Raw genomic sequence first — 22,648 nt, 5'->3', positions numbered from 1 at the left:
ATGGGGGTTACGAAATGCAAGCATGGATTACAGATTTTATGGAGCAGTTTGGTTACTTTGGTATTTTCCTGATGCTCGCTTTTGAAAATATATTTCCACCGATTCCTTCTGAAGTGATTCTCCCTTTTGGCGGATTCATGACAACCACAACGAATTTGACCATTCCTGGTGTAATCATTGCTGCTACGCTTGGCTCACTGCTCGGTGCAGTGATTCTCTATTATATCGGTCGTTTGTTGGATGTAAGTCGCTTGGAAAAGATCGTTGAACGCTGGGGCGGTCTACTCCGAATTAGCAAAAAAGACATCCACAAGGCTGACGCTTGGTTTGACAAATATGGCTATTGGACCGTATTATTTTGTCGGATGGTTCCATTGGTGCGAAGTCTGATTTCGATCCCGGCAGGGATGTCGGGTATGAAATTTGGAGTGTTTATGCTCTTCACAACGATTGGTACACTGGGGTGGAATCTGCTGCTTGTGCTTATAGGCGCGGCATTGGGTGAATCCTGGGAAGACATTGCCATGTATATGGATATGTACTCCAACGTAGTGTACGTGCTTCTGGCAGTGGGATTAGTTATCCTTGGGTATCTGTACTTCCGCAAGCGCAGCCGGAAAATGAACACCGAGGGTTGAGCTGAGGAGAACTTATAGATAAAAGTTATGATTAAAAAGGAGGAGAACAAATGGAGCTATTAACGATTATTAAAGCTATTATTTTGGGAATTGTTGAAGGGTTGACCGAATTTGCTCCGGTATCCTCCACAGGTCATATGATTATTGTTGATGATATGTGGTTGAAATCGACAGAGTTATTTGGGCAATATACGGCCAATACGTTCAAAGTGGTTATACAGCTAGGGTCAATCTTAGCGGTTGTTGTTATTTTTAGAAATCGATTCTTTGAACTGTTGGGCTTAAAGCGTTTCAGTCGCAAGCAGTTAGACCCTGTAACCGAGGAACAACCACAGCTTGAAAAAGGCGGCCACCTTAAGCTTACGCAGGTGCTTGTAGGTTTAGTGCCAGCAGGTGTGCTGGGCGTTCTGTTTAATGATTATATTGATGAGCATTTATTCTCTACATCCACCGTGTTAATCGGTCTAGTAGTTGGTGCTGTATTAATGATTATTGCGGATCTGTTCGGACCAAAGAAGATTCAAACAGAGAGTGTCGATCAGATTACATACAAGCAGGCGCTAGGTGTTGGTCTTGTCCAATGCTTCTCGTTATGGCCGGGATTTTCACGGTCCGGGTCGACGATTTCTGGTGGTGTCCTCCTTGGTATGAGTCACCGGGCTGCTGCTGATTTCACGTTTATCATGGCTGTTCCAATCATGGCAGGGGCCAGTCTACTCTCCCTGATGAAGAACTGGGAATACTTCACCATCGATGCCCTGCCGTTCTTCATCGCAGGCTTTATCAGTGCCTTTGTGTTTGCGCTATTATCGATGCGTTTCTTCCTGAAATTGATCAACCGGATTAAGCTTTTACCATTTGCTATATACCGGATAATACTTGCTGCTGTAGTATATTTCGTATTTTTCTAAATCCGTTATAAGGAATCGATATAACAGAAGCCCCCGTAATCTATTGCAGATGATGGGGGCTTTCACGTATGATGACATCAGATTAAGACACTCACTTTATTAATTATAAGGATAAAGTAAAAGTTTCACTTTATCTTTATAATTCTCGCATAAACGCTTACCGTCCTTAAAAGGACGCCGAAGGCGTTTTAGCTTGATAATATCGGAGACAGGTGCTTGCCGGGAATTAGTAATTCGGTAGGCTTAATAGGGAAATTCGGTTCGAAGCCGATGCGGTCCCGCCACTGTAACGGAAGAGTCCATAGCAACATATGTCACTGGCAATTTACTACTGCTGGGAAGACTGCTAAGGATGCTGACACCGCTAGCCAGGAGACCTGCCTGTTTCAACAGCACTGCTTCACCTACGGAGGATAGGAAGGTGTTAGACGTTAACCATAGGTATATTATGGGCGTCTTTCCCTTTGACTTTTTTAGGGAAGGGCGCTCTTTTTTATAGGAATGCAAGTGATATCGAGTCCAAAATAAGATGATGGAGAAGGGGAGCTGCAAAGTGACGAACAAAGTAAAAGTAAGTAATCTTGGTTACCCAAGAATCGGAAAAAACCGCGAGTGGAAGAAAACGTTGGAAGCCTTCTGGGCGGGAAAAATAAATGAGGAAGAGTTCCGTACTGAAATGGCAGGAATTCAGCTTCAGCATTTGAAGACTCAGCAGGAGGCAGGAATTGATTTAATTCCGGTAAACGATTTTACATTCTACGATCATGTGCTAGATACAGCTGTAATGTTCGGGATCGTACCTCCACGTTATGCGTATGATGGTGGCGACATTGGGCTTGATCTTTATTTTGCGATGGCTAGAGGAAATGCTGAGGCTACCGCTTGCGAGATGACTAAATGGTTCAATACGAACTATCATTACATCGTTCCAGAGATCGGTGCACAAACGCCGCGTCTGACCGAGAATAAACCACTGGAAGCTTATCGTTTTGCCAAGTCCCAAGCGGGAATTGAGGGTAAACCTGTGGTTTTAGGCCTTTATACCTTCCTTAAGCTGTCAAAAGGTTTTGCATCTGCGGATATTGCGAAGATTGCTGCTCGGTTTCTTCCGGTTTACGTTCAGCTGTTGCAGGAATTGAAGCAAGAAGGAGTAGGCTGGGTACAGATTGATGAACCGGCGATTGTTACAGGAATAAATGAATCAGAATTATCATTACTTAACTCGATATACACTGAAATTGCTGACTCCGTGCCAGGCTTAAATATTATTCTGCAAACTTACTTTGAAGCTGCTGAACCGCTGGAAGAACTGCTTAAGCTTCCTGTACAGGGTTTAGGTCTTGATTTTGTCCATGATGGTGGAACAAATCTGGCATCGATTGAACGTCTTGGCTGGCCTGAGGATAAATGGCTGGGAGCGGGTATTATTGACGGACGCAACATCTGGCGCTCGGATCTGGACGCTAAGCTGCAGCTGATCGAGAAGCTGAGTGCACATGTACCGCATAACCGTATTATTCTACAGCCTTCTTGCAGTTTGCTGCATGTTCCGGTTACTGTTCAGGGTGAGGTGAAGCTGAAGGCCACCGTTAAGGCTGCTTTAGCTTTTGCTGATGAGAAGCTTAGAGAGCTTGGACTGCTTGCTGCAGCCTTAGAGGGTACAGCAGAAGCTGCTGCTGCGTTGACAGCCAGTCGTGAAGCCCTTACTGCCTTCCGTGCACTTCCTGAACGTGGTCGTAAGGATGTGGCCGAGCAAGTTCTCGGACTTACAGATTTACCAGACCAACGTAGCCTACCTTTTGCTGAGCGCCTAAAGGTGCAGCAGGAGAAGTGGCAGCTGCCACTTCTGCCAACAACAACAATCGGAAGCTTTCCACAGACCGTAGAAGTGCGCCAGGCAAGGTTGAAATGGCGTAAAGGCGTATGGAATCAAGAGCGTTACGACGGGTTCGTTCGTGAGCAGATTGCAGATGCAATCACCTTCCAAGAAAAGCTGGGTCTGGATGTACTCGTGCACGGTGAGTTCGAAAGAACCGATATGGTGGAGTTCTTCGGGGAGAAGCTGGATGGTTACTTATTTACTAGTAATGGCTGGGTTCAATCCTACGGATCACGCTGCGTTAAGCCACCAGTTATTTATGCGGATATAGCTTTTATTGAACCTATGACTGTAAAAGAAAGCGTCTATGCTCAGTCGTTAACTTCCCTTCCTGTTAAAGGCATGTTGACTGGTCCGGTTACGATTCTCAATTGGTCTTTCGTACGTGATGATCTTAGTCGGGAAGCAGTAGCGAATCAAATTGCCTTAGCGCTCCGTCATGAAGTTAAAGCGTTGGAGGATGCAGGCATAGAGATGATTCAAGTAGATGAACCGGCTATCCGTGAAGGACTTCCTTTGAAGGCTGAAGATCATGAGGCATACTTGAATTGGGCGGTGAAGTCGTTCCGTATCGCGACGAATCATGTAAAGGCTACGACACAAATTCATACCCACATGTGTTATAGCGAGTTTAATGACATGATAGACTCTATTTCAGCGATGGATGCGGATGTTATCTCTATTGAGACTTCACGTAGCCATGGGGAACTGATCGTTAGCTTTGAGGAGCAGGAGTATGATAAAGGAATCGGTCTTGGTGTATATGACATCCATAGTCCACGGGTTCCTGCTGTAGAAGAAATGACAGCTAATATTGATCGTGCGCTGCGGGTGCTGGATCCGGAACAGTTCTGGATTAATCCGGATTGCGGTCTTAAGACACGTGGCTGGCAGGAGACAGAAGATGCTCTTCGTAACATGGTAAAAGCTGCTGCTATTGCAAGAGAAAAGGCAGGAGTTAGTGCCTCTAAATAGCATAAGAGTTATACAATAAATTAAAGCCGGGGAATTTCTCCCTGGCTTTTTATTTCAGCCACTTGATAATAATTCTCATTCTTGATAGAATGAGAAAAGAAAAGAAGGAACCGTGGAGGGTCCCTTCAAATCATCACCTTATTTACTTTCGAAAGTCTTGCAATCTGTTTCTTCTGCACGTGTAGGTTCTTGGGAGCTGTGGAAAGCTACAAAGATAGAATCAGCACTGCATTTGTTCTCTTCTGCCCAGTGGGTGCAGGAGTTAACTTCGCAAATTACGTCTTTTGCCATGAGGGTTCACCTCCCCTTATAGTGATAGACAGCATCATTAAAAAATTCTCTGTTCAGCAAGGTGGAGCTTGTCCGAACAGAACCGTGCCGCGCCCTCATTCATTATGAATAGAGGGTATTTGGTGTTTTCTGTGTGGCTAGACGTCGTAATTGTACCAAATAAAGCGCATGTAAGCAAACGGGTTATCCAATAACAGAAATGTTATATAATTATGCAAATCTTTATAAAAATATAATTGAAAATGTCCCTATTGATTATTAGACATCTCTCTACCAGATGGCGTTTATGTCATTCAACAAAATGCTTAAAAATTCTAAAGAAATTGTTCAACAATTCCATTTTTCAGTGCAACCTTCCAAGTTTTGGAACGTCATAATAAAGAGTGACGGAAGAGATCTGCTTAGAACAAGACATTCCGTAACGATATTATGATCCGTGCAAGCGGTATCTACTACATTTTTTGGAGGAATGAGAATGCGCAAATGGGGTCTGCATTACTTATGTTTATTAATTCTTGCGGTAATCTTGGCGGGTTGTGGCTCAGCGGATAGGAATTCAGCGGCAGATAGTTCGGCAAAACAAAATGGTAGTATGAGTAATGAGGCAGCAGCAGAGGTACAATCGCAAAACTCGATAGCCTCATCTGCGGATCAAAGTACCGCGGCAGCGCCTGAGATAGAAGCAGGTGGCAGCGAGAACTTGGCTGTAAAGGGTTCCACATCAGAAAATACAGTTCAAGCAAGTGCAGGATTTACTGGTAGTGATGTAGTAGCAGGTTTGAACAAGAAGCTAATCTATAAAGCGAATCTTAATATGGAAGTAGAAGACTATGGAAAAGCACAGACTGAAATACGTAATTTAGTAACTATGGCTAATGGATATATTATTGAATTTAATGAAAACATGTCGCAGTACGAGCAAGGTGGAACGTTTATCCTTAAGGTGCCTGCCTCTGGGTTCTCACCTTTTCTGAATAAATTGGAACAAGTAAAACACGAATCTCTACAGCGCAGCATTCAAGGTCAGGATGTCTCTGAAGAGTATGTTGATCTGGAGTCGCGTTTGAAAGCAAAGCAGCTAATGGAAGCACAATATACAGAATTTATGAAAAAAGCAACGAAATCCACTGATCTGGTCGCCTTCGCGAACGAGCTTGGTTCGATTCAGGAAAGCATTGAGCAGATTAAAGGCAGAATGCGTTATATCAATCAGAATGTATCCTTCTCTACGGTAGAACTGAGAGTGTATCAGACAGATGAAAGCATTGCTGTGAAGGAGAAGGAGGAGCAAGGGCCGTTACTGGAACGTGCTTCAGATGCTCTAAATGGAAGCTTAAATGCATTATCTGTGATGTTTCAGTGGATTGTCGTTATCCTTGCAGGAGCGTTACCGATACTTATCGGGGCTGCCATTATTTTAGCTATTGTATTAGTTTCCCGTAAAAATATACGCGAGCGTCGGGAGCAGCAGGCCCAGCGGATTCGTCAGCGAAATAAAGAAATGAACAGTGAGCAAGTCATCCCTGCAGCAACAGAGCCTAAGAAGGAAATTTCAGAAGAAGATCTAAAGGTAAGTGAGGACTCAGAGGACTCAAAGAAAGAATAGCCCTAATAAAGAAAAACGGTTGTCATCCTAAAAGGACGACAACCGTTTCTTTGTGTGTTTAGGATTGATATTTAGGCAGGCTGAAAGAGTACGCGATACTCCCCATAGCCTTCCTTCTCTAAATCCTCTTTCGGAATAAAACGTAGCGCCGCTGAATTTATGCAATAGCGCAGGCCGTTTTCTCCGGGACCATCGTCGAAGACATGCCCTAGATGGGAATCCGCTACTTTGCTGCGCACTTCTGTCCGAACCATCAAATGGCTGAGATCCGTCTTTTCCTTCACAGCGTAGTCCCGGATCGGACGAGTGAAGCTTGGCCAGCCGCAACCGGAATCGTATTTATCCTGCGAGCTGAATAACGGTTCGCCAGATACGATGTCTACATAAATACCATCTCCATGGTGATCCCAAAAATCATTCCGGAAAGGAGATTCTGTTGCACTGTTCTGAGTGACTTCATATTGAAGAGGGGTTAAACGTTCTTTCAAACTTTGTTTGTCCTCTTTATGTGTCCAGTGGGTTTCGATAAAATCCTCTCGGCCAGAACCTTTGCGATACCGTTTGTAGTGGCCTGGATTCTTATGATGGTAACCTTGATGATATTCTTCGGCAGGATAGAAGGTGGCTGCCGGGAGAATCGGGGTTACGATCGGACTAGAGAACCGACCGCTTGCTTGCAGAGCTGCCTTGGAAGCTTCTGCTTGTTCTTTTTGTTCCTCCGAATGGGTAAAGATTGCTGTTCCGTAAGAAGTCCCGCGATCATGGAATTGTCCACCTGCGTCGGTAGGGTCAATTTGCTGCCAGAACAGCTCAAGTAACTTACTATAAGGGAAAATATCTGGGTTGAACGTAATTTGTACAGCTTCAACATGTCCTGTCGTTTCAGAACAAACCTCTTCATAGGTTGGGTTCACTGTATGACCGCCGGTATAGCCAGAGACGACACTAATGATACCTGGCAATTCTTCGAACGGCGAGACCATGCACCAGAAGCATCCACCTGCAAAGGTTGCTTTTTCTGTCTTGGTACTTATATGGTTAGTCTGATGTTCACTCATTGATATCCCTCCATTCACATAATGCAATTAAATAGATCACAATTTAATTATAAAGCAAATACTAACTGCCTGCCAGTTTGTAATCGATAAGTTCTTTCGCTATCGGCTATTCTTCGCTTCTTGAGAGCGCGGACGCAAGCTTAGTCCAGCGATAATTAGCACAGCGACATAGGCGATGATGGCAATAATCGTACTTACAGGGTCCTGGAACAGATGATCCCCGAGGAAAGCGTATAATGCAATCCCCGGTATTTTTCCTATGCCGGAAGCTGCAATATAGCTCCAAAAAGGCAGACCAGCAGCTCCAGCGTAGATGTTAACCGCTGTTTGGGGAATGATAGGCACGAGTCGTGCTAGGACAATCGAAGCGAAAGGTCGCCGCTCAATGCCTACTGTGAACTTTTCGAGTGCGGGAATAGAGGCTAAATAAGCTCTCGCTTGGTTTTGAAATAAGTACTTCACAACGCCAAAAAGGATTGCGGCAGCCAAATTTGTAGCTAGCCAGCAAATCAAGGCACCCGCTAAACTTCCGTATGCATAACCGAAGAATCCGATGACAGCTTTATAAGGAACAACTGGAAACAAAGCAAGTAAAGTTGCGATCCCTATAGAACTGAAAAGATTATGATCCTCTTTCATCCAGCTTAGGATGTCATATCTGTAGATAAACGCAAGGATTGTACCCGAAACATAAAGAATAATCGAGAACCATTTCTTCATAGATAATATGCCCCTTCTTCCATTCATTCATCTCATCATACGGGATAAAGAATAAATATTGAAGTAAAGATCAATTGTCAGAGAATGAGAAGCAGGTATAATAGCATTTGTAGAGAACAAAGAGAAAAGTACGAGTTATTGAAGTGTATAAGAGGGGGAAAGATCAGTGATTGCACCTGAACGTAAAAGAGTCGCCATAGTAGGAATCGGCAATATCGCCCGCAAAGTATATTTGCCACTGCTCTCTCAGCATGATCATGCAGAGGTAGTTGGTGTTCTTAGTCATTCACCGACAACGGTGGAGCAAGCCGTTCATACCTACCGTTTTCCTAAAGGGACAACGAATTTGGAAGAACTATTTTCTTGGGATCTGGATGCAGTATTTGTACATAGCCCAACGACTACTCATTATGATATAGTAACAAAATGTCTCGAACGTGGGATTTCGGTATATGTAGATAAGCCACTTTCCTATGATCTTGAAGAGTCCAGAAGGATGGCGGAGCTAGCACAAGATAAAGGGCTTTTACTAGGAGTGGGCTTTAATCGACGTTTTGCCCCTATGTATGTCACCGCCAAGCAATGGCTTGAGGAAGTCGGTGGAATTAGCCATTGTAATGCGATTAAACATCGAACGAAGCTACAAACAGGCAGCACCCGCGAAACCGTGCATGATGATCTGATCCATCTGCTTGACCTGCTGTTGTGGTTGTGCGGAGATCATTATGAACTGCTTCGTAGTCATCTTCACTCTAGTGGAGAAGGTCGTCTACTACAGGCATCTGGAATGTTGGGCTGGAATCATAGCGCAGTAGGGATGTACAGCATGGTTCGTCAAGCTGGAGTGAATCTGGAGAAGCTTGAGCTGCACGGAAATGGCAGATCGGTGGAAGTAGTGGATCTGGACAAGGCCATTCTTTATGAAAAGGATGCCTTACCGCATATTCAAAGCTTTGGAAGCTGGGATACTGTGCTGGATAGAAGAGGTTTTAGTGGAGTGGTGAACGATTTTCTAAGCAACATAAATACACCGGAGAAATGCAGCATTGCTGCTTCAGCGGTACTGCCTAGTCATATGCTGGCGGCACAGCTTACTGAATGAGGTCTCTGAGAAAGGAGAAGAATATATGGAGGATAACCGTAAATTAGTGGAGGAACAGATCATCGAAAGCTATAAGCGCGAAGAAGAGATGATGATTCTTGTATTCGCTCAGTGGTGTGTAAATAATGGACTCGATCCACATGCTCTATACTTGCAGGCTTATCCGCAGCAGGAAGGGAATGAAGCCTTGCGTCATGCGCTTACCCTCACGGTTTCTGCGGAGGAAGCGGGGGACATTTCCGATGACACCGTTCTAGGTGTACTTTCTTTATTTGGAAATGATGACTTGGCACAAATCGTAACTGAAGCGATTGCTCAAAGGGGATCTAAAGGACCTGTGGGGGATTGACATTGGGGATATAATAATAGAGTCAGATGAACTTTTTTCGGTAAACGATGTTCATCATGGTTAAAATGTGTTAATATTATATATACTAACTAATAGTAAGTTTCGCTAGTGAGAGGTGAGAACAATGGAAGAACATCAATTTGCGATGTGTCCCAGATTTGAGACAGCCTTCTCTTTCTTAGGCAAACGTTGGAATGGACTTATTATTCAGACATTGATGAGTGGACCGAAGCGGTTTAAAGATATCTCCGGCCTCATTCCTTCAATGAGCGATAAGATGCTGTCCGAGCGGATGAAGGATTTGGAAGGTGAGGGTATCCTCGTTAGACATGTATACCCAGAAACACCCGTACGTATTGAGTACGAATTAACAGACAAAGGCCGTGCGTTGCAGCCTGTTATGCAGCAGATTCAGTCTTGGGCTGAGAGCTGGGTAGACTAAAAATCACAGTAATGTTGTGGCCCTTTTTCCGGAATGGTGGAAAAGGGGCTTTTCAATTTCTAAATATTAGACAGTGACAGCTTTGTTCCAATCCTTTATGCTTGAAAAAAACTTGCACAGTTTAAAAATAATTGTAATATAATAGAAAAACATTGTATGATCCTTAAATGGAAGCGCTCGCGTATTGGTTTTTGCTCAAATCTACTCAGCTGGAGTACAGGCATAGCAAAACTATTAGGAGGCGAGGGAGATGAAGACGAAGACGACCCTGTTTTCCCGGGAAATAACGTATGGAAAAAAGGATGTTGCTGAGCTAGAGAACGCTTCTATCAAGGTACAGCTCATCTATGACAAGACGTTGTTCATGCTGCATAGCCATCTTCCTGATTCCTTATGGGATGCATGGATTGGCGTGCCTTACAGCATTATCTCTTCACTCTACAAAGGGAACAATGATAGCGGAACTATTTTCCAAAAATGGATTCAAAGTCCGACGGGCTGGAAATGTATCGGCTGTGAACGGCACTGTCTGGAGTCTACGGAACCTCTTCAAGATGAAAATGCGGCGAATCATGGGCGACAATATAAGTTTCATAACGGCATTCGCCAGAGTATGGTACTTCAAGCTTTAATTTGGTCCATGTACGAGAATACCGTATTATTCAAACCGTTTTTAGGTGACGAGCCTTTTTTTGACGATGATGATTTGCATACGATATCCTCTTATTTCGTTCCAACTTATCTTAACGATTTTCACCTGATTGAGCGGTCTAAGCCATGTAAAGAATACAAAGACCAGAATATACGTGTCTTTCAGGAATGGATTTCAGCACCTGATCTTGTCCTCAAATGGAATGGCGGCTTGAAGGAAGGCAGATGGATGACCGGTGTCTATATGGATCACTCCCGATTTGCCGGTTTGGGACCTTATTTAAAGGATTCGAAGGGACAGCGGACCTATATGCAGGCTTATGTGCAATAAAGAGAGTTGAATGATAAAAGCACCTTTGTAGGTAAAGGTGCTTTTTTGCGTTTATTTTTGCACGTATATCTATCCTGATACTGTATTCCTTTCTCAATTTCGTTCAAAAATAAGATACAATTTCCGTGCGTACAATCACAAGTCAGAGTTCCTTTCAGAGTTAAGGTGAACAGGTGGATAAGATTTATTCAGAACCTAATCCCATAACCCAAGGAGGAGCTATAATGGAAACCAAACAACTTAATGATAGAATTTCGGATTCGAAGCAAGCACAATCGGTACAGGCTGGGTTTACCCCAGAAGCACTGGTGAGGGATATTGTATTGGAGTTCCCTAAAGCGGCAGATTATTTTAAAGCAAAACGGATTGATTTCTGTTGCGGTGGAGCTAAGCCTCTTGCTGAAGCAGCTACTGAGCGTGGACTGGATCAAGAGATAATCATCAGTGATCTTAACAAGCTGTTCGAAGAATATCCGGTCCCCCAGGAGGAAATCGCTTGGAATACCGCACCTTCAGAAGAGTTAATTGACCATATCATAAACAAACATCACCGTTATCTGCGTGAAGAGCTACCCCTCATTAGCCAAAATGTAACTAAGGTGTATCGAGTGCATGGCGGGGATTCCCCCCATTTGGTGGAGTTATATAATTTGTTCAACACACTTAAGGAAGATTTGCTTGAGCATACGGCTAAAGAAGAAAAAGATGAGTTTCCTAAGCTGTTGACATACACTGCTAATCCTAGTGAAGGAGGTCTGACAGCACTCCGCGTGTCATTGTCTGAGCTGGAGAGCGAACATGATGGTGCAGGCGATGTTTTGAGAAAAATACGTAGCATTACAGATGATTTCACTCCACCGGCGCATGCTTGCACAACCTATCGATTGACATATGCCCGGCTGGAAGAGCTGGAGAGTATGACTTTTGAGCATGTACATCTGGAAAATAATATATTGTTCCCTAGGTTTCAGTAAAGCTTATAGAGTTCTAAAGAGTCCCTTAGGGGGCTTTTTTTATAGGGAATTATAGAATGTAAAGAAATGTGGTCAAACTCCATTGAAAAGGTGAAGAAATGACTATGAGATGACGGCGAATCAGCAAAAAGAGGGGATAAAGATTACTTATTTGAGAACAAGGCTTGTTTAAGTTATTCTTAAAAAGACAGTATACATAACTTTACAAGCCTAAGACGCTATATGGTCATTAGGCGGGACAAGGCGGTGCCAGGATGCCCATAAGATCTTTGTGGAAATTGATGCTAGGATTAGTCATCGTATTCATAATAGGTGGATGCTCTACTAACAATGACGGCAATAGTAATGCTAATAATGGTGCGGCAGGATCAGAGGGACCGACAATATCGATAAGGGTTGGAGATCATGAACTGCTTACCAAACCAGCGGATAGGTCACTTAGTGGGAGTTATAGAAATGGAATATCGATCATGGAGCTACTGAAAGGTAGTAATATTGCCACATTTGCTGAAGATAATTCAAGCATTCTTTCGGTAAAGGATTTTTCGCTAGAGTCGGGGATGGTTTGGGAGCTTCAGATGGGTGGCCAAATCATTGGGAATGCGGATTGGAATAATACTGTAGGGTATGATTCACAGCTAGTCTTCACTGCGAAGTCGAAGGACCATCAAGCACCACTTCAAACTGTAAGGCTGACTTTGAACGGTGGAAGTGTAGAAGTAGACTTGCATCATACGCATATTATGTTATTTAAAGAGGATTCAACTGTAAGAGATTTGCTCAAAAGCTGTAGTAGGGTACAGTTGGCCGATGACAATAAAAAGGTGCTTTCCGTCAACGATTATACCCCTCTTAGTAATGAAGAATGGAAGTTGAAGGTGAACGGAAAGCAATTGCTCGATGATGGAATGGATATGAAGCTCAGGGCTCAAGATGAATTGGAGATTTTATTGACTTTACGCTAAAAAATCGTACATTAAGCCAGATCAACGGTTGTTCAGAATCGTTGATCTGGCTTTTTATGTGGAAAAGATATCTAACAATTATCAGTACATTAAAGTGTGAAAATATTCACAATTAAAGTGACTGCAATCACAATGACGACCTGAATTTGAACCGTATAATTCCAATATGTAGAAGAGAGATTGATCAGGTATTCATAAGCTTGAGGAGGCACCTAACCATGACAACGATAAGAGAAAAACTAGTATTAGTCGGCAACGGTATGGCAGGCATAGGTACGATTGAGCAGATATTGAAGCTGGGTGGAGCTTATGACATCACGGTTTTTGGAAGTGAACCTCATCCCAATTACAATCGGATTATGTTGTCTTATGTTCTTGAAGGAAGTAAGACCCTTAATGATATCATCCTAAACGACTGGAATTGGTATGAAGACAATAATATAGCTCTACACACGGGAACAACGGTGATACGAATTGATGAAGGCTCGAAGCAAGTTGTTACGGATAATGGGATGATAGTCCCCTACGACAAAGTAATTATTGCGACAGGCTCGAATTCGTTCATTTTACCTGTGCCTGGCAGTGATAAAGAGGGCGTTGTAGGATTCCGGGATATTTCAGACTGTGATGCGATGCTGGTAGCTGCCAAACAATACCGCAAAGCAGCTGTTATCGGCGGAGGTTTACTTGGGTTGGAAGCGGCAAAAGGTCTTGTGAACCTTGGTATGGATGTTACTGTAGTTCATTTGATGGAAGATCTGATGGAGCGTCAGCTTGATCGGAATGCCTCCTCGATGCTGCAAGCTGAGCTTGAGCGTCAAGGCGTGAAATTTGCTATGGGCAAACAAACGGTAGAATTGAGCGGGGAACAGAGAGTAAGTGGATTGCGTTTTAGTGATGACAGTACGCTTGCTGCAGATTTTGTGGTAATGGCTGTTGGAATCAAACCGAACGTGACATTGGCAAAAGAAAGCGGAATCTCTGTAAATCGTGGGATCGTGGTGGATGATTATTTGCAAACTTCCATGCAGAATGTATATTCCATCGGTGAATGTGCCGAGCATCGCGGTATGTGTTACGGACTGGTGGCTCCACTATTTGAACAAGGCATGGTTTTAGCTAAACATTTATGTGGTAGTGATACCAAGCCTTATGAAGGTTCGATTGTTTCCACGAAGCTTAAAATATCTGGGGTGGATGTATTTTCTGCAGGTGAGTTTTTGGATTCTCCTGAACACACTGTAATCTCAAGCAAAGATGAATGGAAGAGAACTTATAAGAAAATTTTGCTCAAAAATAATGTGATTGTCGGTGCGGTCTTGTTCGGTGATGTGACGGAGTCCGCGAATCTGCAAAAGTTAGTAAAACAAGGCGCGGTAATGACCGATGAGATTTATACGGAGGTTATGGGAGCAGGCTGCTGCGGTGTAGGAGCGAAGAAGGGCACATCCGTAGAAGCAATGGCGGACGAAGAAATTGTCTGCGGCTGTAATGGTGTAACTAAAAAAGCGATCGTAGATGCTGTCACTGAACATGGTTTTACTACTGTGGATGAGATCAAAGCATGCACTGGCGCTACTCGCTCTTGTGGTGGTTGTAAACCCGTAGTAGAACAAATCCTGCAATTTGTCTTAGGTGACAGTTTCCAGCAAGCTGCTAAGCAAGGTATTTGTGGGTGCACAACGCTTAGCCGTGATGAAATTGTTGCTGAAATCACAGCTAAAGATCTTAAAACAACAAAAGAGGTCATGAATGTACTCGGTTGGAAACAAGAGGAAGGCTGCTCTAAGTGTCGTCCGGCGATTAACTATTATCTAGGGATGATGAACCCTGATACCCATCAAGATGAGAAAGAATCCCGATTTGTAAATGAAAGAATGGGGGCCAATATTCAAAAGGATGGAACCTACACCGTGATACCACGCATGTATGGTGGGGTAACAACACCAGAGGATTTGAAGAAAATCGCCGATGTCTCCCTTAAATATGATGTGAAAGTTGTGAAGGTAACTGGAGGGCAGCGCCTGGATCTAATCGGTGTGAAGAAGGAAGATTTACCTAAGGTATGGGAAGAGCTGGATATGCCTTCAGGCTACGGTTATGCCAAATCCCTGCGTACGGTTAAGACTTGTGTGGGCTCCCAGTTCTGCCGCTTTGGCACACAAGATTCGATGGGAATGGGCGCTCTTATGGAACGTAAGTATGAGCGGCTTGATTTTCCAGCAAAGTTTAAAATGGCTGTTAACGGTTGTCCTCGTAACTGTGCAGAATCTTGCACGAAGGATATCGGTATCGTCGGCAACGATGGTGGCTGGGAAGTATTTATCGGTGGTAATGGCGGTATCAAGCCGAGGATCGCGGACGCCTTCTGCAAGGTGAAGACCGATGAAGAGTTAATCGAAGTGTGTTCGGCTGTGATGCAATACTACCGCGAGACCGGAAATTACTTGGAGCGAACCTCCGAGTGGGTGGAGCGTATGGGACTTGAGCAGATTCAAACGGTCATTCTGAACAATGAAGAGAACCGTAAAGAGCTTGCGGCGCGGATTGATTTTGCCCTAACTCAGGTCACTGATCCTTGGAAAAAAATGCTGAATGACAACAGTACTCGTGCTGCACTTTTTGAGGAAACAAGACTCTAACGGATAGATTACGCATACAGAAGGGAGCAGAACAATGAAAATGGCAACGCAGATATATACGATAGGAACTGTACAGGATTTCCTGTTACAGATTGGCCGGGTAGTTGTGGCTGGAAATGTGGAGCTGGCTGTATTTCGTACCTCTGACGGAGCGATCTATGCGCTGGAGAATCGGAGCCCTCATCCAAAAGGGGGGCCGCTTGCTGAAGGGATCGTTTCGGGTCACTTTCTTTATGATCCACTGTATGATTGGAAAATAGATCTTCGTACGGGTGAAGTTCAGGCACCGGATCAAGGTATCATTGTGACTTATCCAGTCTCCCTTGTCGGAGACATTGTGACAGTGAGCTTGTAGACACCGAAGCTTGTAGTAAAGGATGAAATAGAAAAACGGTGGGGTGGAGTATTATGTTTACTCAAAGTGTGGAGAACATTGTCGAGGCGGCAGTCAGCAAGCGAGACCAAATGAATGAAAGTTTACCAAGATATTTTCTAGCAGCCCTTTTGGCAGGGGCATATGTAGGCATTGGGATTATCCTTATTTTCTCGCTGGGAGCGCCTCTAGCGGCTGCTAAATCGCCTTTCCAACCCCTCATTATGGGTGCATCCTTCGGTATTGCCTTGACTCTTGTTGTGTTTGCAGGCTCAGAGCTGTTTACGGGAAATAATATGTTCTTTACGGTTAGTACACTAGCTGGTAGAACAAGTATCTGGGATACTGTAAAGAACTGGGTGCTTGTGTTTGTAGGGAATGTGGTAGGGGCAGTGATTTTAGCACTTTTGATTCGAGGAACTGGACTATTCAGTGCGGCTCCCCCAGAGCATTTGATCTTTGCGGCTGCAGCCAAGAAAATGAGCCTTCCGTTTTCAGAGCTATTTTTCCGTGGGATTCTATGTAACTGGCTGGTCTGTCTAGCGCTATGGATGGCCTCACGCGCCAAAAGGGAAACTGCCAAGCTGGTTCTAATCTGGTGGTGTTTATTTGCCTTTATTGCGAGTGGATATGAGCACAGTGTGGCTAATATGACGCTGCTGAGTGTTGCTGTGTTGCTCCCGAATCACCCGGACACCGTTACAATTGCCGGCTGGATACACAATATGATACCCGTTACGTTAGGAAATATAATTGGTGGTGGCGTATTCGTCGGTATGGCCTACTGGATGATCTCTCCCGTGCGTGGTACTCAGACCAAGCGTTAAGAGTATATTTATGATTAAAGAGCTGACCCAATTCGGGATCAGTTCTTTTTCATCTTATGCTATAAAAAAAGACGCCTTGATAGGCGCCTTAGACCACTCTATTTTATAATGTGCAGAATAATTGGGTCATATGTGTTTCATTGAGGAGAATAGAGGGTATATTATAAACGGAAATTAGATGCGGCAGATCTCGTTTGGGCACATTTCGCAGTGGCAAATTTCCTGCAGCATGCCAAGATCCTTGATGACAATCATACCGTTCTCGTACTCAACCGCGTCTTTTTTACGCAAGTCGCTCAACATCCGGTTCACACTCTCACGAGTAGCGCCGATCATGTTGGACAGATCAGTATGCGTAATTTTTTTGTTGATGAGGATATTCTCACCATCGCTGCTCTTCTCACCATAAGTATTACCAAGTCGAATGAGAGTGGAGCAAAGTGCGCCTGGTTTGCCATACATCATCAGATCACGGAATTTCGTTTGAGTTAGGCGGTGATGAATGCCCATCCATTTCATAAAGTCGATGGCAAAATCACAATGTTGGCAAATGAGAATTTCTAGATCCTTTTGCTCGATAACGCCAACTTCACTTTCTTCAATCACTTCTGCAGTAAAGCTGTGCTTGGTGCTGAAGAATGGGTCCGCTTGACCTACCATATCGCCAGCTTGGTACATATAAAGAATAAGTTCTTTACCTTCATCCGTTGATTTAGTTAATTTCACACGTCCACGTTTGATATAAAACAATTTATCCGAGTAGTCGCCTTCCCAGAAAAGATGTGAACCCTCTGGAACAACGCGCTCTTTCATAGTAACAAGAAGTCTGTTGAAATTCTGTTCGGAGAAACAGTTTGTATTTCCGTGGGCTTCGATGACATTGTAATGTTCTTTTAGCATAATCGACATCCCCTTTATTCCCTCAGTTTTTCAGTAAATTTTAAATTAATTATACCTCTTTAATCTTCAATTTGGGTAAGAAAAACCATTTAAAAGTGTCGAATTTTCAACATTGTGATTATTTTCACTTCAAAAGTGCTAGATGTAATATGATTTTTAACTAAAAAGGAGTAAGAAGTATATGTTCTTTATATATCAGCAGTGGCAATCCATTATTCTCAAATAATGGGTCTGTCGCTGTTTTTTGGGTTCTTATTAGATTCTACATATTATACTGCAAAAATTCATGATATAGAAATCGGTTCGATTTCAACTCCGTATAAACGCACACATCTTCATTAAGGTCAGACATTGGCGCAACGGGTATGGAACGATATCCTGAGAATGGAGCAAAAACCAGGAGAAGGGGAAATCATACATGGCTAAAGTGGCTGACAAATATCTTAAGGTAGATCCTTGGGCAATTATTGAAGAGGGCTTTGATCCAGAACGAAATCGGACCTCGGAATCTATTTTTTCACTAGGAAATGAGTATATGGGTGTGCGGGGGTATGCTGAGGAAGGCTACTCCGGAGATTCCCTGCAAGGTAGTTATTTCAACGGGCTAAATGAACAATTGGACATTGGCAATCATTATAAAGGAATCATTCGCTCGCTGAGATACATGGTGAATGCGGTGGACTGGCTATATACGCGGATCACTGTGAATGGTGAACAGCTGGATCTGGCAAAAAGTAAAATATCGGATTATGTACGTAAACTTGATCTTCGTAGTGGAACCTACCGGCGGGAGCTGATCTGGCACCTAAATGATGGAAAAAGCTTAAAAGTTGTCTTTACACGCTTAGTCAGCATGACGATGTCTCATCTGGGGCTACAGCGGGTGGAATTTGAGCCACTTAATTTTTCGGGCAGCGTAGACATTTGTGCGGGTCTTGATTTCAGCATTATTCATGAGGAACGCGGCGAATGTATGTGGAGTAGTCTCCGCAGCGGAGAACAAGGAGCTACCACTGCTATTATGGCGAGAACAGTGAACACAGCTAACAAGCTATTCTCCAGCTTTACTTTACAATCTTCGCAGCCGCTTCAGCTTACCCGAACTGAACATGATAAATTTATAGGGCAAAGCTTTACTTTGGAGCTTGCGCAAGGAGAATCGGCCCATTTTACAAAGCTGGTTATCAACTATTCAGATAGTGAATCTGCACATACAGCTGAAGAACTGTGGAGCAAAGGGCTAGCGCTTGCTGAAACGGCAGGCCAATTGAATGAAACCCAAATATTCGCGGATCAGACGGCTTATTGGAATGGTATCTGGGAGACAAGTGATATTCGGATCGAGGGCGATCCTGAGAATCAGCAGGGCATTCGTTTTTGCATTTTCCAGCTATATCAGACTTATCATGGCGATCATCCAGGGTTCAACATCGGCGCTAAAGGGTTAACGGGAGAAGTCTATCGTGGTTTGGCATTCTGGGATACAGAGTCGTATTGCTTACCATTCTATATGTTCAATAATCCTAAGGCCGCTCGGAGCTTGCTGGACTTTAGATATAAGACGTTACCTCAGGCTATGCAACGTGCTAAAGATGTTGATTGCGAGGGAGCTTGTTACCCTATTGCTACTATAGACGGTACAGAAAGCTGTGATCTCTGGCAGCATTCGAATCTTCAGCTTCATGTAGGAACTGCTATTTCTTATGGTATCTGGCATTATGTCAAAAATACTGGGGATAAAGAATTCCTGCACAATAAAGGGGCTGAAATGCTGATCCAGATCAGTAGATTCTATGCTACACGCGGTCAATGGGGTCAACAGAGCGGGAAATATGGCTATTTTGGCGTAATGGGTCCTGACGAGTTCCAATTGATGGTTAATAATAACTGCTATATTAATCTGATGGCCCAAAAATCATTTGAATACACCCTGGATACCCTGAGTGAAATGAAAGAACAGGCACCTGAGGCTTTTGCAATGGTTGCGGAAAAGACGGGGCTCCGTGACGAAGAGCTTAACGATTGGAAAAATAAAGCAGACAATATGAAGATTCCGGTTGACGAAGTGACAGGAGTATTTGAGGAGCATGATGGATTCTTCGATATGCCACATATTGATATTCATTCCATTCCTGTAACAGAGTTTCCGCTCTACTCGAACTGGTCGTATGATCGGCTCTACCGTTATGACATGATTAAGCAACCAGATGTCCTCATGTTTATGTTCTTATACAATGGACAATTCTCTAAAGAAGAGAAGCTGGCTAACTATGAATATTACGAGTCTAGATGTATTCATGAGTCTTCACTTTCACCTTCGATCCACTCCATACTGGCAAGCGAAATCGGCAAGCCAGAAGAAGCCTATTCGTTCTTTGAATTTGCGACAAGACTGGATTTAGACAATTACAACCGTAACACACGCGAAGGACTGCACACGACTTCGATTGCAGCCGCTTGGATGAACATTGTGTATGGCTTTGGCGGTATGCGTTCAGATGGGGATCGTTTGTCCTTCCAACCTTCATTGCCGGAGCGCTGGAACGAGTATAGCTTCCAAGTTATGTATGAAGGGGTATTACTACGTATTTTGGTCAACAAGACTTCAGTAACGCTCAACGCAATTCATGGGGGTAGCACTGATATTATAGTGTATGGGCAGTCAATTACAGTGGACGCTTCCGGGACGACGCTTCCGCTAGGTGAAGGGATGTTGACTCGATGAGCTGGGCGGTTAGAGATAGCTGTTTTGACAAGCAACTTGTGACGACGAACGGGAACAAATATATGTTAGGCAATGGCTATATGGGATATCGCGGTACACTGGAGGAATTCGGAAAAAGTGAGCTGGTTGCTGTTACTTTAGCTGGTCTATATGACAAAGCGGGAGAGAAGTGGAGAGAGCCTGTCAATGCCCCTAATGGATTATGGACCAAGATTGTCTGCAACGGTCAGCCCTTAAGTGTGCTAGAGCATGAACCGAGCGCTCATGTGCAGGAGCTGAATATTCGTAGTGCCATTCATCATCGGGCCACTGGCTATAGTCTATCTGATGGTGGGATGTTGACATTTACTGCAGATCGTTTCGTAAGTCAGGACAATCTTCACCTGCTCGTTAGTAAGTGTTCTATTCACAGTACTCAGGATTGCCAAATTGTGATTGAAACGGGAATTGACGTGGATGTATGGGATATCAATGGTCCCCATCTCTACGGTCAAAAGGTACAGTCGCAAGGTGAGGTGCTAGTCTCTTCCTCTACTAGTGGAGAATTGAATATTCCAGTAGTTGTGGCGGAGAGAGCCGTATTTAATTTCGGAGATCAGCAGCTGGATGAAAGTACTAGTATTCGCCGGATTGCTTTTGAAGCGCGTGCGGGTGAGACCTATGAATGGTTTAAGTACGTCTCGGTATATACTGGACTTGATGTCAGTGTACCAGAGTCAGAAGCAGTAAAGTCTGTCCAGGCTGCTGAAACGCTGGGATATGACGAGTTATTAAAGGCTCATTCCCAGCTATGGGAAGAGAGATGGGCACTTAGCGATGTCATTATCGAAGGTGACGAGGATGCCCAGTTTGCTCTCAGATACAGTATTTATCAGCTGTTAATTATTGCCCCTACGGTTTCGGAAAAGGTTTCTATCCCGGCTCGTGGATTATCGGGTCAGGTCTATAAAGGGGCCGTATTCTGGGATACAGAGATGTTTATGCTGCCTTTCTTCCTGCATACGGATCCTAAGGTTGCTCGCAACCTGATGATGTACCGAATTCATACCTTGGACGGAGCTCGCCGTAAGGCTGCGGAATATGGTTTTTTGGGAGCATTCTATGCCTGGGAAAGTCAGGATACAGGAGACGATGCTTGTACTCTGTTTAATGTGAATGATGTATTTACTGGCCGACCAATGCGGACTTATTTCCGCGATAAGCAGGTTCATATCAGTGGGGATGTTGTACACGGGATATGGAAATACGTTCAATTTACAGGTGACGAGAGTCTGCTGACTAGCGGAGGGGCGGAAGTGATCTGGGAATGTGCCCGGTTCTTCTACTCTTATGCTTACTATAATTCAGTAAAAGAACGCTTCGAGATTCTAGATGTAACAGGTCCAGACGAATATCATGAGCGTGTGAACAATAATGCTTTTACGAATGCTCTGGTTAAGGAGACACTGGAGATTGCCTTGCGCACAGCAGAATTGCTGCAAGATAAGTATCCGGAAGTGTACAACCAACTGTCTACAGAGTTTAGTGAAGGTCCGTTTCTGACAGAGTTCAAAGCTATGCTGGATAGCTTCTATGTTCCGCAGCCAGACTCTGCCAGCCTTGTTATCGAACAATTCGACCGTTACTTCACCTTGGAAGATGTTAAGCTGCCAGAATTGAAATCTCGTGTACTTAACAAAAATGAGTATTTAGGTGGCGGTAATGGGCTAGCTACAACAACAACGATACTGAAGCAAGCAGACGTCGTGTTGATGTTAAATCTATTCAAACATTCCTTTACAAAGGAAGTGAAACAAGCGAACTGGGAATTCTACGAACCGCGCACCGAGCATGGGTCAAGTCTTAGTCCTTGTATCTACGCTTTGGTAGCTGCTGATATTGGTTCGCCGGATTGGGGATATCCATATTTTATGCGCACGGCTACTGTGGATCTTACGGGAGAATCTAAGCAGTATGTAGGAGATTTATATATCGGTGGTACCCACCCAGCCGCGAATGGTGGTGCGTGGATGGCTGCGGTGCTTGGTTTTGCTGGGTTGGATTATGATGGGGGAACTGTCCATATCAAACCTTCACTGCCTAAACATTGGCAGTCTGTTGAGCTTCCGGTTACGCTTCGGGGGGATACCTTTAAGCTGCGGATTAGCAAGGATGAGGTTACAGTTACCACAGCAGCCGACTACAACGGGACTCTGGTGTTCTCCGTACAAGGGAGAGAAGGAAAGTCCTGTGGTGCAGGTGAGAGCTTGCGGCTTATCTTGGCCGAAACAACAGTATAGACATTCATTA

General features: G+C 44.0%; 19 protein-coding genes and 1 riboswitch. Of the genes, 15 read left to right on the top strand and 4 right to left on the bottom strand.

Going from position 1 to position 22,648, the window contains the following annotated elements:
- Positions 1–14 precede the first annotated feature (14 nt).
- The 3 genes from QNH28_RS21530 to metE all read left to right on the top strand — a co-directional run bounded on the left by QNH28_RS21530 (position 15) and on the right by metE (position 4,403).
- The gene (locus QNH28_RS21530) at positions 15–638 is read left to right on the top strand and encodes a DedA family protein (protein WP_283908471.1); all 624 of its coding nucleotides are present in this window, start codon (positions 15–17) and stop codon (positions 636–638) included.
- A 50-nt stretch (positions 639–688) separates the two neighbouring features.
- Positions 689–1,549 carry an undecaprenyl-diphosphate phosphatase gene (locus tag QNH28_RS21525; RefSeq protein WP_283908470.1) on the top strand — a complete coding sequence of 287 codons (861 nt, stop codon included), beginning with the start codon at positions 689–691 and terminating at the stop codon, positions 1,547–1,549.
- Between the two features lie 193 nt (positions 1,550–1,742).
- Positions 1,743–1,948: riboswitch (cobalamin riboswitch) on the top strand.
- Positions 1,949–2,102: 154 nt separating this feature from the next.
- Positions 2,103–4,403 (top strand): 5-methyltetrahydropteroyltriglutamate--homocysteine S-methyltransferase, encoded by a 2,301-nt coding sequence (gene metE, locus QNH28_RS21520; protein WP_481858334.1) that lies wholly within the window; start codon positions 2,103–2,105, stop codon positions 4,401–4,403.
- 138 nt (positions 4,404–4,541) lie between these two features.
- Here the strand turns inward: metE and QNH28_RS21515 are convergent, their stop codons facing one another.
- Positions 4,542–4,694, bottom strand: coding sequence for a DUF1540 domain-containing protein (locus QNH28_RS21515; RefSeq protein WP_076120659.1), 153 nt, complete (start codon positions 4,692–4,694; stop codon positions 4,542–4,544).
- 475 nt (positions 4,695–5,169) lie between these two features.
- Between QNH28_RS21515 and QNH28_RS21510 the strand changes: the two genes are divergently transcribed.
- Positions 5,170–6,300 carry a DUF4349 domain-containing protein gene (locus QNH28_RS21510; RefSeq protein ID WP_283908469.1) on the top strand — a complete coding sequence of 377 codons (1,131 nt, stop codon included), beginning with the start codon at positions 5,170–5,172 and terminating at the stop codon, positions 6,298–6,300.
- 71 nt (positions 6,301–6,371) lie between these two features.
- On the opposite strand, the gene msrA is transcribed toward QNH28_RS21510, so the two are convergent.
- Both msrA and QNH28_RS21500 read right to left on the bottom strand, forming a co-directional pair.
- Entirely contained in the window at positions 6,372–7,358 is a 987-nt protein-coding gene (gene msrA / locus QNH28_RS21505) for a peptide-methionine (S)-S-oxide reductase MsrA (RefSeq protein ID WP_283908468.1), read from the bottom strand.
- A 99-nt stretch (positions 7,359–7,457) separates the two neighbouring features.
- Positions 7,458–8,078 carry a TVP38/TMEM64 family protein gene (locus QNH28_RS21500; protein WP_283908467.1) on the bottom strand — a complete coding sequence of 207 codons (621 nt, stop codon included), beginning with the start codon at positions 8,076–8,078 and terminating at the stop codon, positions 7,458–7,460.
- Positions 8,079–8,244: 166 nt separating this feature from the next.
- On the opposite strand from QNH28_RS21500, the gene QNH28_RS21495 reads away from it, so the two are divergent.
- The 9 genes from QNH28_RS21495 (at position 8,245) to QNH28_RS21455 (ending at position 16,734) form a co-directional block, all read left to right on the top strand.
- Entirely contained in the window at positions 8,245–9,180 is a 936-nt protein-coding gene (locus tag QNH28_RS21495) for a Gfo/Idh/MocA family protein (RefSeq protein WP_283908466.1), read from the top strand.
- 25 nt (positions 9,181–9,205) lie between these two features.
- The gene (locus tag QNH28_RS21490) at positions 9,206–9,529 is read left to right on the top strand and encodes a protein YxiS (protein ID WP_283908465.1); all 324 of its coding nucleotides are present in this window, start codon (positions 9,206–9,208) and stop codon (positions 9,527–9,529) included.
- A 124-nt stretch (positions 9,530–9,653) separates the two neighbouring features.
- Positions 9,654–9,971 carry a winged helix-turn-helix transcriptional regulator gene (locus QNH28_RS21485; protein WP_042129916.1) on the top strand — a complete coding sequence of 106 codons (318 nt, stop codon included), beginning with the start codon at positions 9,654–9,656 and terminating at the stop codon, positions 9,969–9,971.
- Positions 9,972–10,221: 250 nt separating this feature from the next.
- A complete protein-coding gene (locus QNH28_RS21480) occupies positions 10,222–10,953 on the top strand; it encodes a hypothetical protein (protein ID WP_283908464.1) in 732 nt (243 codons plus the stop codon).
- Positions 10,954–11,177: 224 nt separating this feature from the next.
- Positions 11,178–11,927 (top strand): iron-sulfur cluster repair di-iron protein, encoded by a 750-nt coding sequence (gene ric / locus QNH28_RS21475; RefSeq protein ID WP_283908463.1) that lies wholly within the window; start codon positions 11,178–11,180, stop codon positions 11,925–11,927.
- 254 nt (positions 11,928–12,181) lie between these two features.
- Positions 12,182–12,892 (top strand): hypothetical protein, encoded by a 711-nt coding sequence (locus QNH28_RS21470; RefSeq protein WP_283908462.1) that lies wholly within the window; start codon positions 12,182–12,184, stop codon positions 12,890–12,892.
- Positions 12,893–13,110: 218 nt separating this feature from the next.
- The gene (gene nirB / locus QNH28_RS21465) at positions 13,111–15,534 is read left to right on the top strand and encodes a nitrite reductase large subunit NirB (RefSeq protein WP_283908461.1); all 2,424 of its coding nucleotides are present in this window, start codon (positions 13,111–13,113) and stop codon (positions 15,532–15,534) included.
- 34 nt (positions 15,535–15,568) lie between these two features.
- Positions 15,569–15,889, top strand: coding sequence for a nitrite reductase (NAD(P)H) small subunit (locus QNH28_RS21460; protein ID WP_481858333.1), 321 nt, complete (start codon positions 15,569–15,571; stop codon positions 15,887–15,889).
- A gap of 53 nt (positions 15,890–15,942) precedes the next feature.
- Entirely contained in the window at positions 15,943–16,734 is a 792-nt protein-coding gene (locus QNH28_RS21455) for a formate/nitrite transporter family protein (RefSeq protein WP_283908459.1), read from the top strand.
- 174 nt (positions 16,735–16,908) lie between these two features.
- On the opposite strand, the gene QNH28_RS21450 is transcribed toward QNH28_RS21455, so the two are convergent.
- A complete protein-coding gene (locus QNH28_RS21450) occupies positions 16,909–17,634 on the bottom strand; it encodes a Crp/Fnr family transcriptional regulator (RefSeq protein WP_042129903.1) in 726 nt (241 codons plus the stop codon).
- A gap of 418 nt (positions 17,635–18,052) precedes the next feature.
- Between QNH28_RS21450 and QNH28_RS21445 the strand changes: the two genes are divergently transcribed.
- Both QNH28_RS21445 and QNH28_RS21440 read left to right on the top strand, forming a co-directional pair.
- Entirely contained in the window at positions 18,053–20,359 is a 2,307-nt protein-coding gene (locus QNH28_RS21445; RefSeq protein WP_283908458.1) for a glycoside hydrolase family 65 protein, read from the top strand.
- Positions 20,356–22,638 (top strand): glycosyl hydrolase family 65 domain-containing protein, encoded by a 2,283-nt coding sequence (locus tag QNH28_RS21440; RefSeq protein ID WP_283908457.1) that lies wholly within the window; start codon positions 20,356–20,358, stop codon positions 22,636–22,638. Before QNH28_RS21445 ends, QNH28_RS21440 begins: the two co-directional genes overlap by 4 nt.
- The last annotated feature ends 10 nt before the right edge of the window (positions 22,639–22,648 follow it).

It is taken from the genome of Paenibacillus sp. G2S3, from assembly GCF_030123105.1.
Classification (GTDB): Bacteria; Bacillota; Bacilli; order Paenibacillales; family Paenibacillaceae; genus Paenibacillus_AQ.
The sequence above is the reverse complement of the archived record's forward strand: the minus strand, read 5'-3'. Positions and strand labels throughout refer to the sequence as shown.

Coding starts and splice junctions, on each gene's coding strand:
- QNH28_RS21440 (WP_283908457.1), top strand. CDS start 20,356: ATGAGCTGGGCGGTTAGAGATAGCTGTTTTGACAAGCAACTTGTGACG.
- QNH28_RS21470 (WP_283908462.1), top strand. CDS start 12,182: ATGCCCATAAGATCTTTGTGGAAATTGATGCTAGGATTAGTCATCGTA.
- msrA (WP_283908468.1), bottom strand. CDS start 7,358: ATGAGTGAACATCAGACTAACCATATAAGTACCAAGACAGAAAAAGCA.
- QNH28_RS21455 (WP_283908459.1), top strand. CDS start 15,943: ATGTTTACTCAAAGTGTGGAGAACATTGTCGAGGCGGCAGTCAGCAAG.
- QNH28_RS21500 (WP_283908467.1), bottom strand. CDS start 8,078: ATGAAGAAATGGTTCTCGATTATTCTTTATGTTTCGGGTACAATCCTT.
- nirB (WP_283908461.1), top strand. CDS start 13,111: ATGACAACGATAAGAGAAAAACTAGTATTAGTCGGCAACGGTATGGCA.
- QNH28_RS21530 (WP_283908471.1), top strand. CDS start 15: ATGCAAGCATGGATTACAGATTTTATGGAGCAGTTTGGTTACTTTGGT.
- QNH28_RS21460 (WP_481858333.1), top strand. CDS start 15,569: ATGAAAATGGCAACGCAGATATATACGATAGGAACTGTACAGGATTTC.
- QNH28_RS21445 (WP_283908458.1), top strand. CDS start 18,053: ATGGCTAAAGTGGCTGACAAATATCTTAAGGTAGATCCTTGGGCAATT.
- QNH28_RS21510 (WP_283908469.1), top strand. CDS start 5,170: ATGCGCAAATGGGGTCTGCATTACTTATGTTTATTAATTCTTGCGGTA.
- QNH28_RS21515 (WP_076120659.1), bottom strand. CDS start 4,694: ATGGCAAAAGACGTAATTTGCGAAGTTAACTCCTGCACCCACTGGGCA.
- QNH28_RS21480 (WP_283908464.1), top strand. CDS start 10,222: ATGAAGACGAAGACGACCCTGTTTTCCCGGGAAATAACGTATGGAAAA.
- QNH28_RS21485 (WP_042129916.1), top strand. CDS start 9,654: ATGGAAGAACATCAATTTGCGATGTGTCCCAGATTTGAGACAGCCTTC.
- QNH28_RS21450 (WP_042129903.1), bottom strand. CDS start 17,634: ATGCTAAAAGAACATTACAATGTCATCGAAGCCCACGGAAATACAAAC.
- ric (WP_283908463.1), top strand. CDS start 11,178: ATGGAAACCAAACAACTTAATGATAGAATTTCGGATTCGAAGCAAGCA.
- QNH28_RS21490 (WP_283908465.1), top strand. CDS start 9,206: ATGGAGGATAACCGTAAATTAGTGGAGGAACAGATCATCGAAAGCTAT.
- QNH28_RS21525 (WP_283908470.1), top strand. CDS start 689: ATGGAGCTATTAACGATTATTAAAGCTATTATTTTGGGAATTGTTGAA.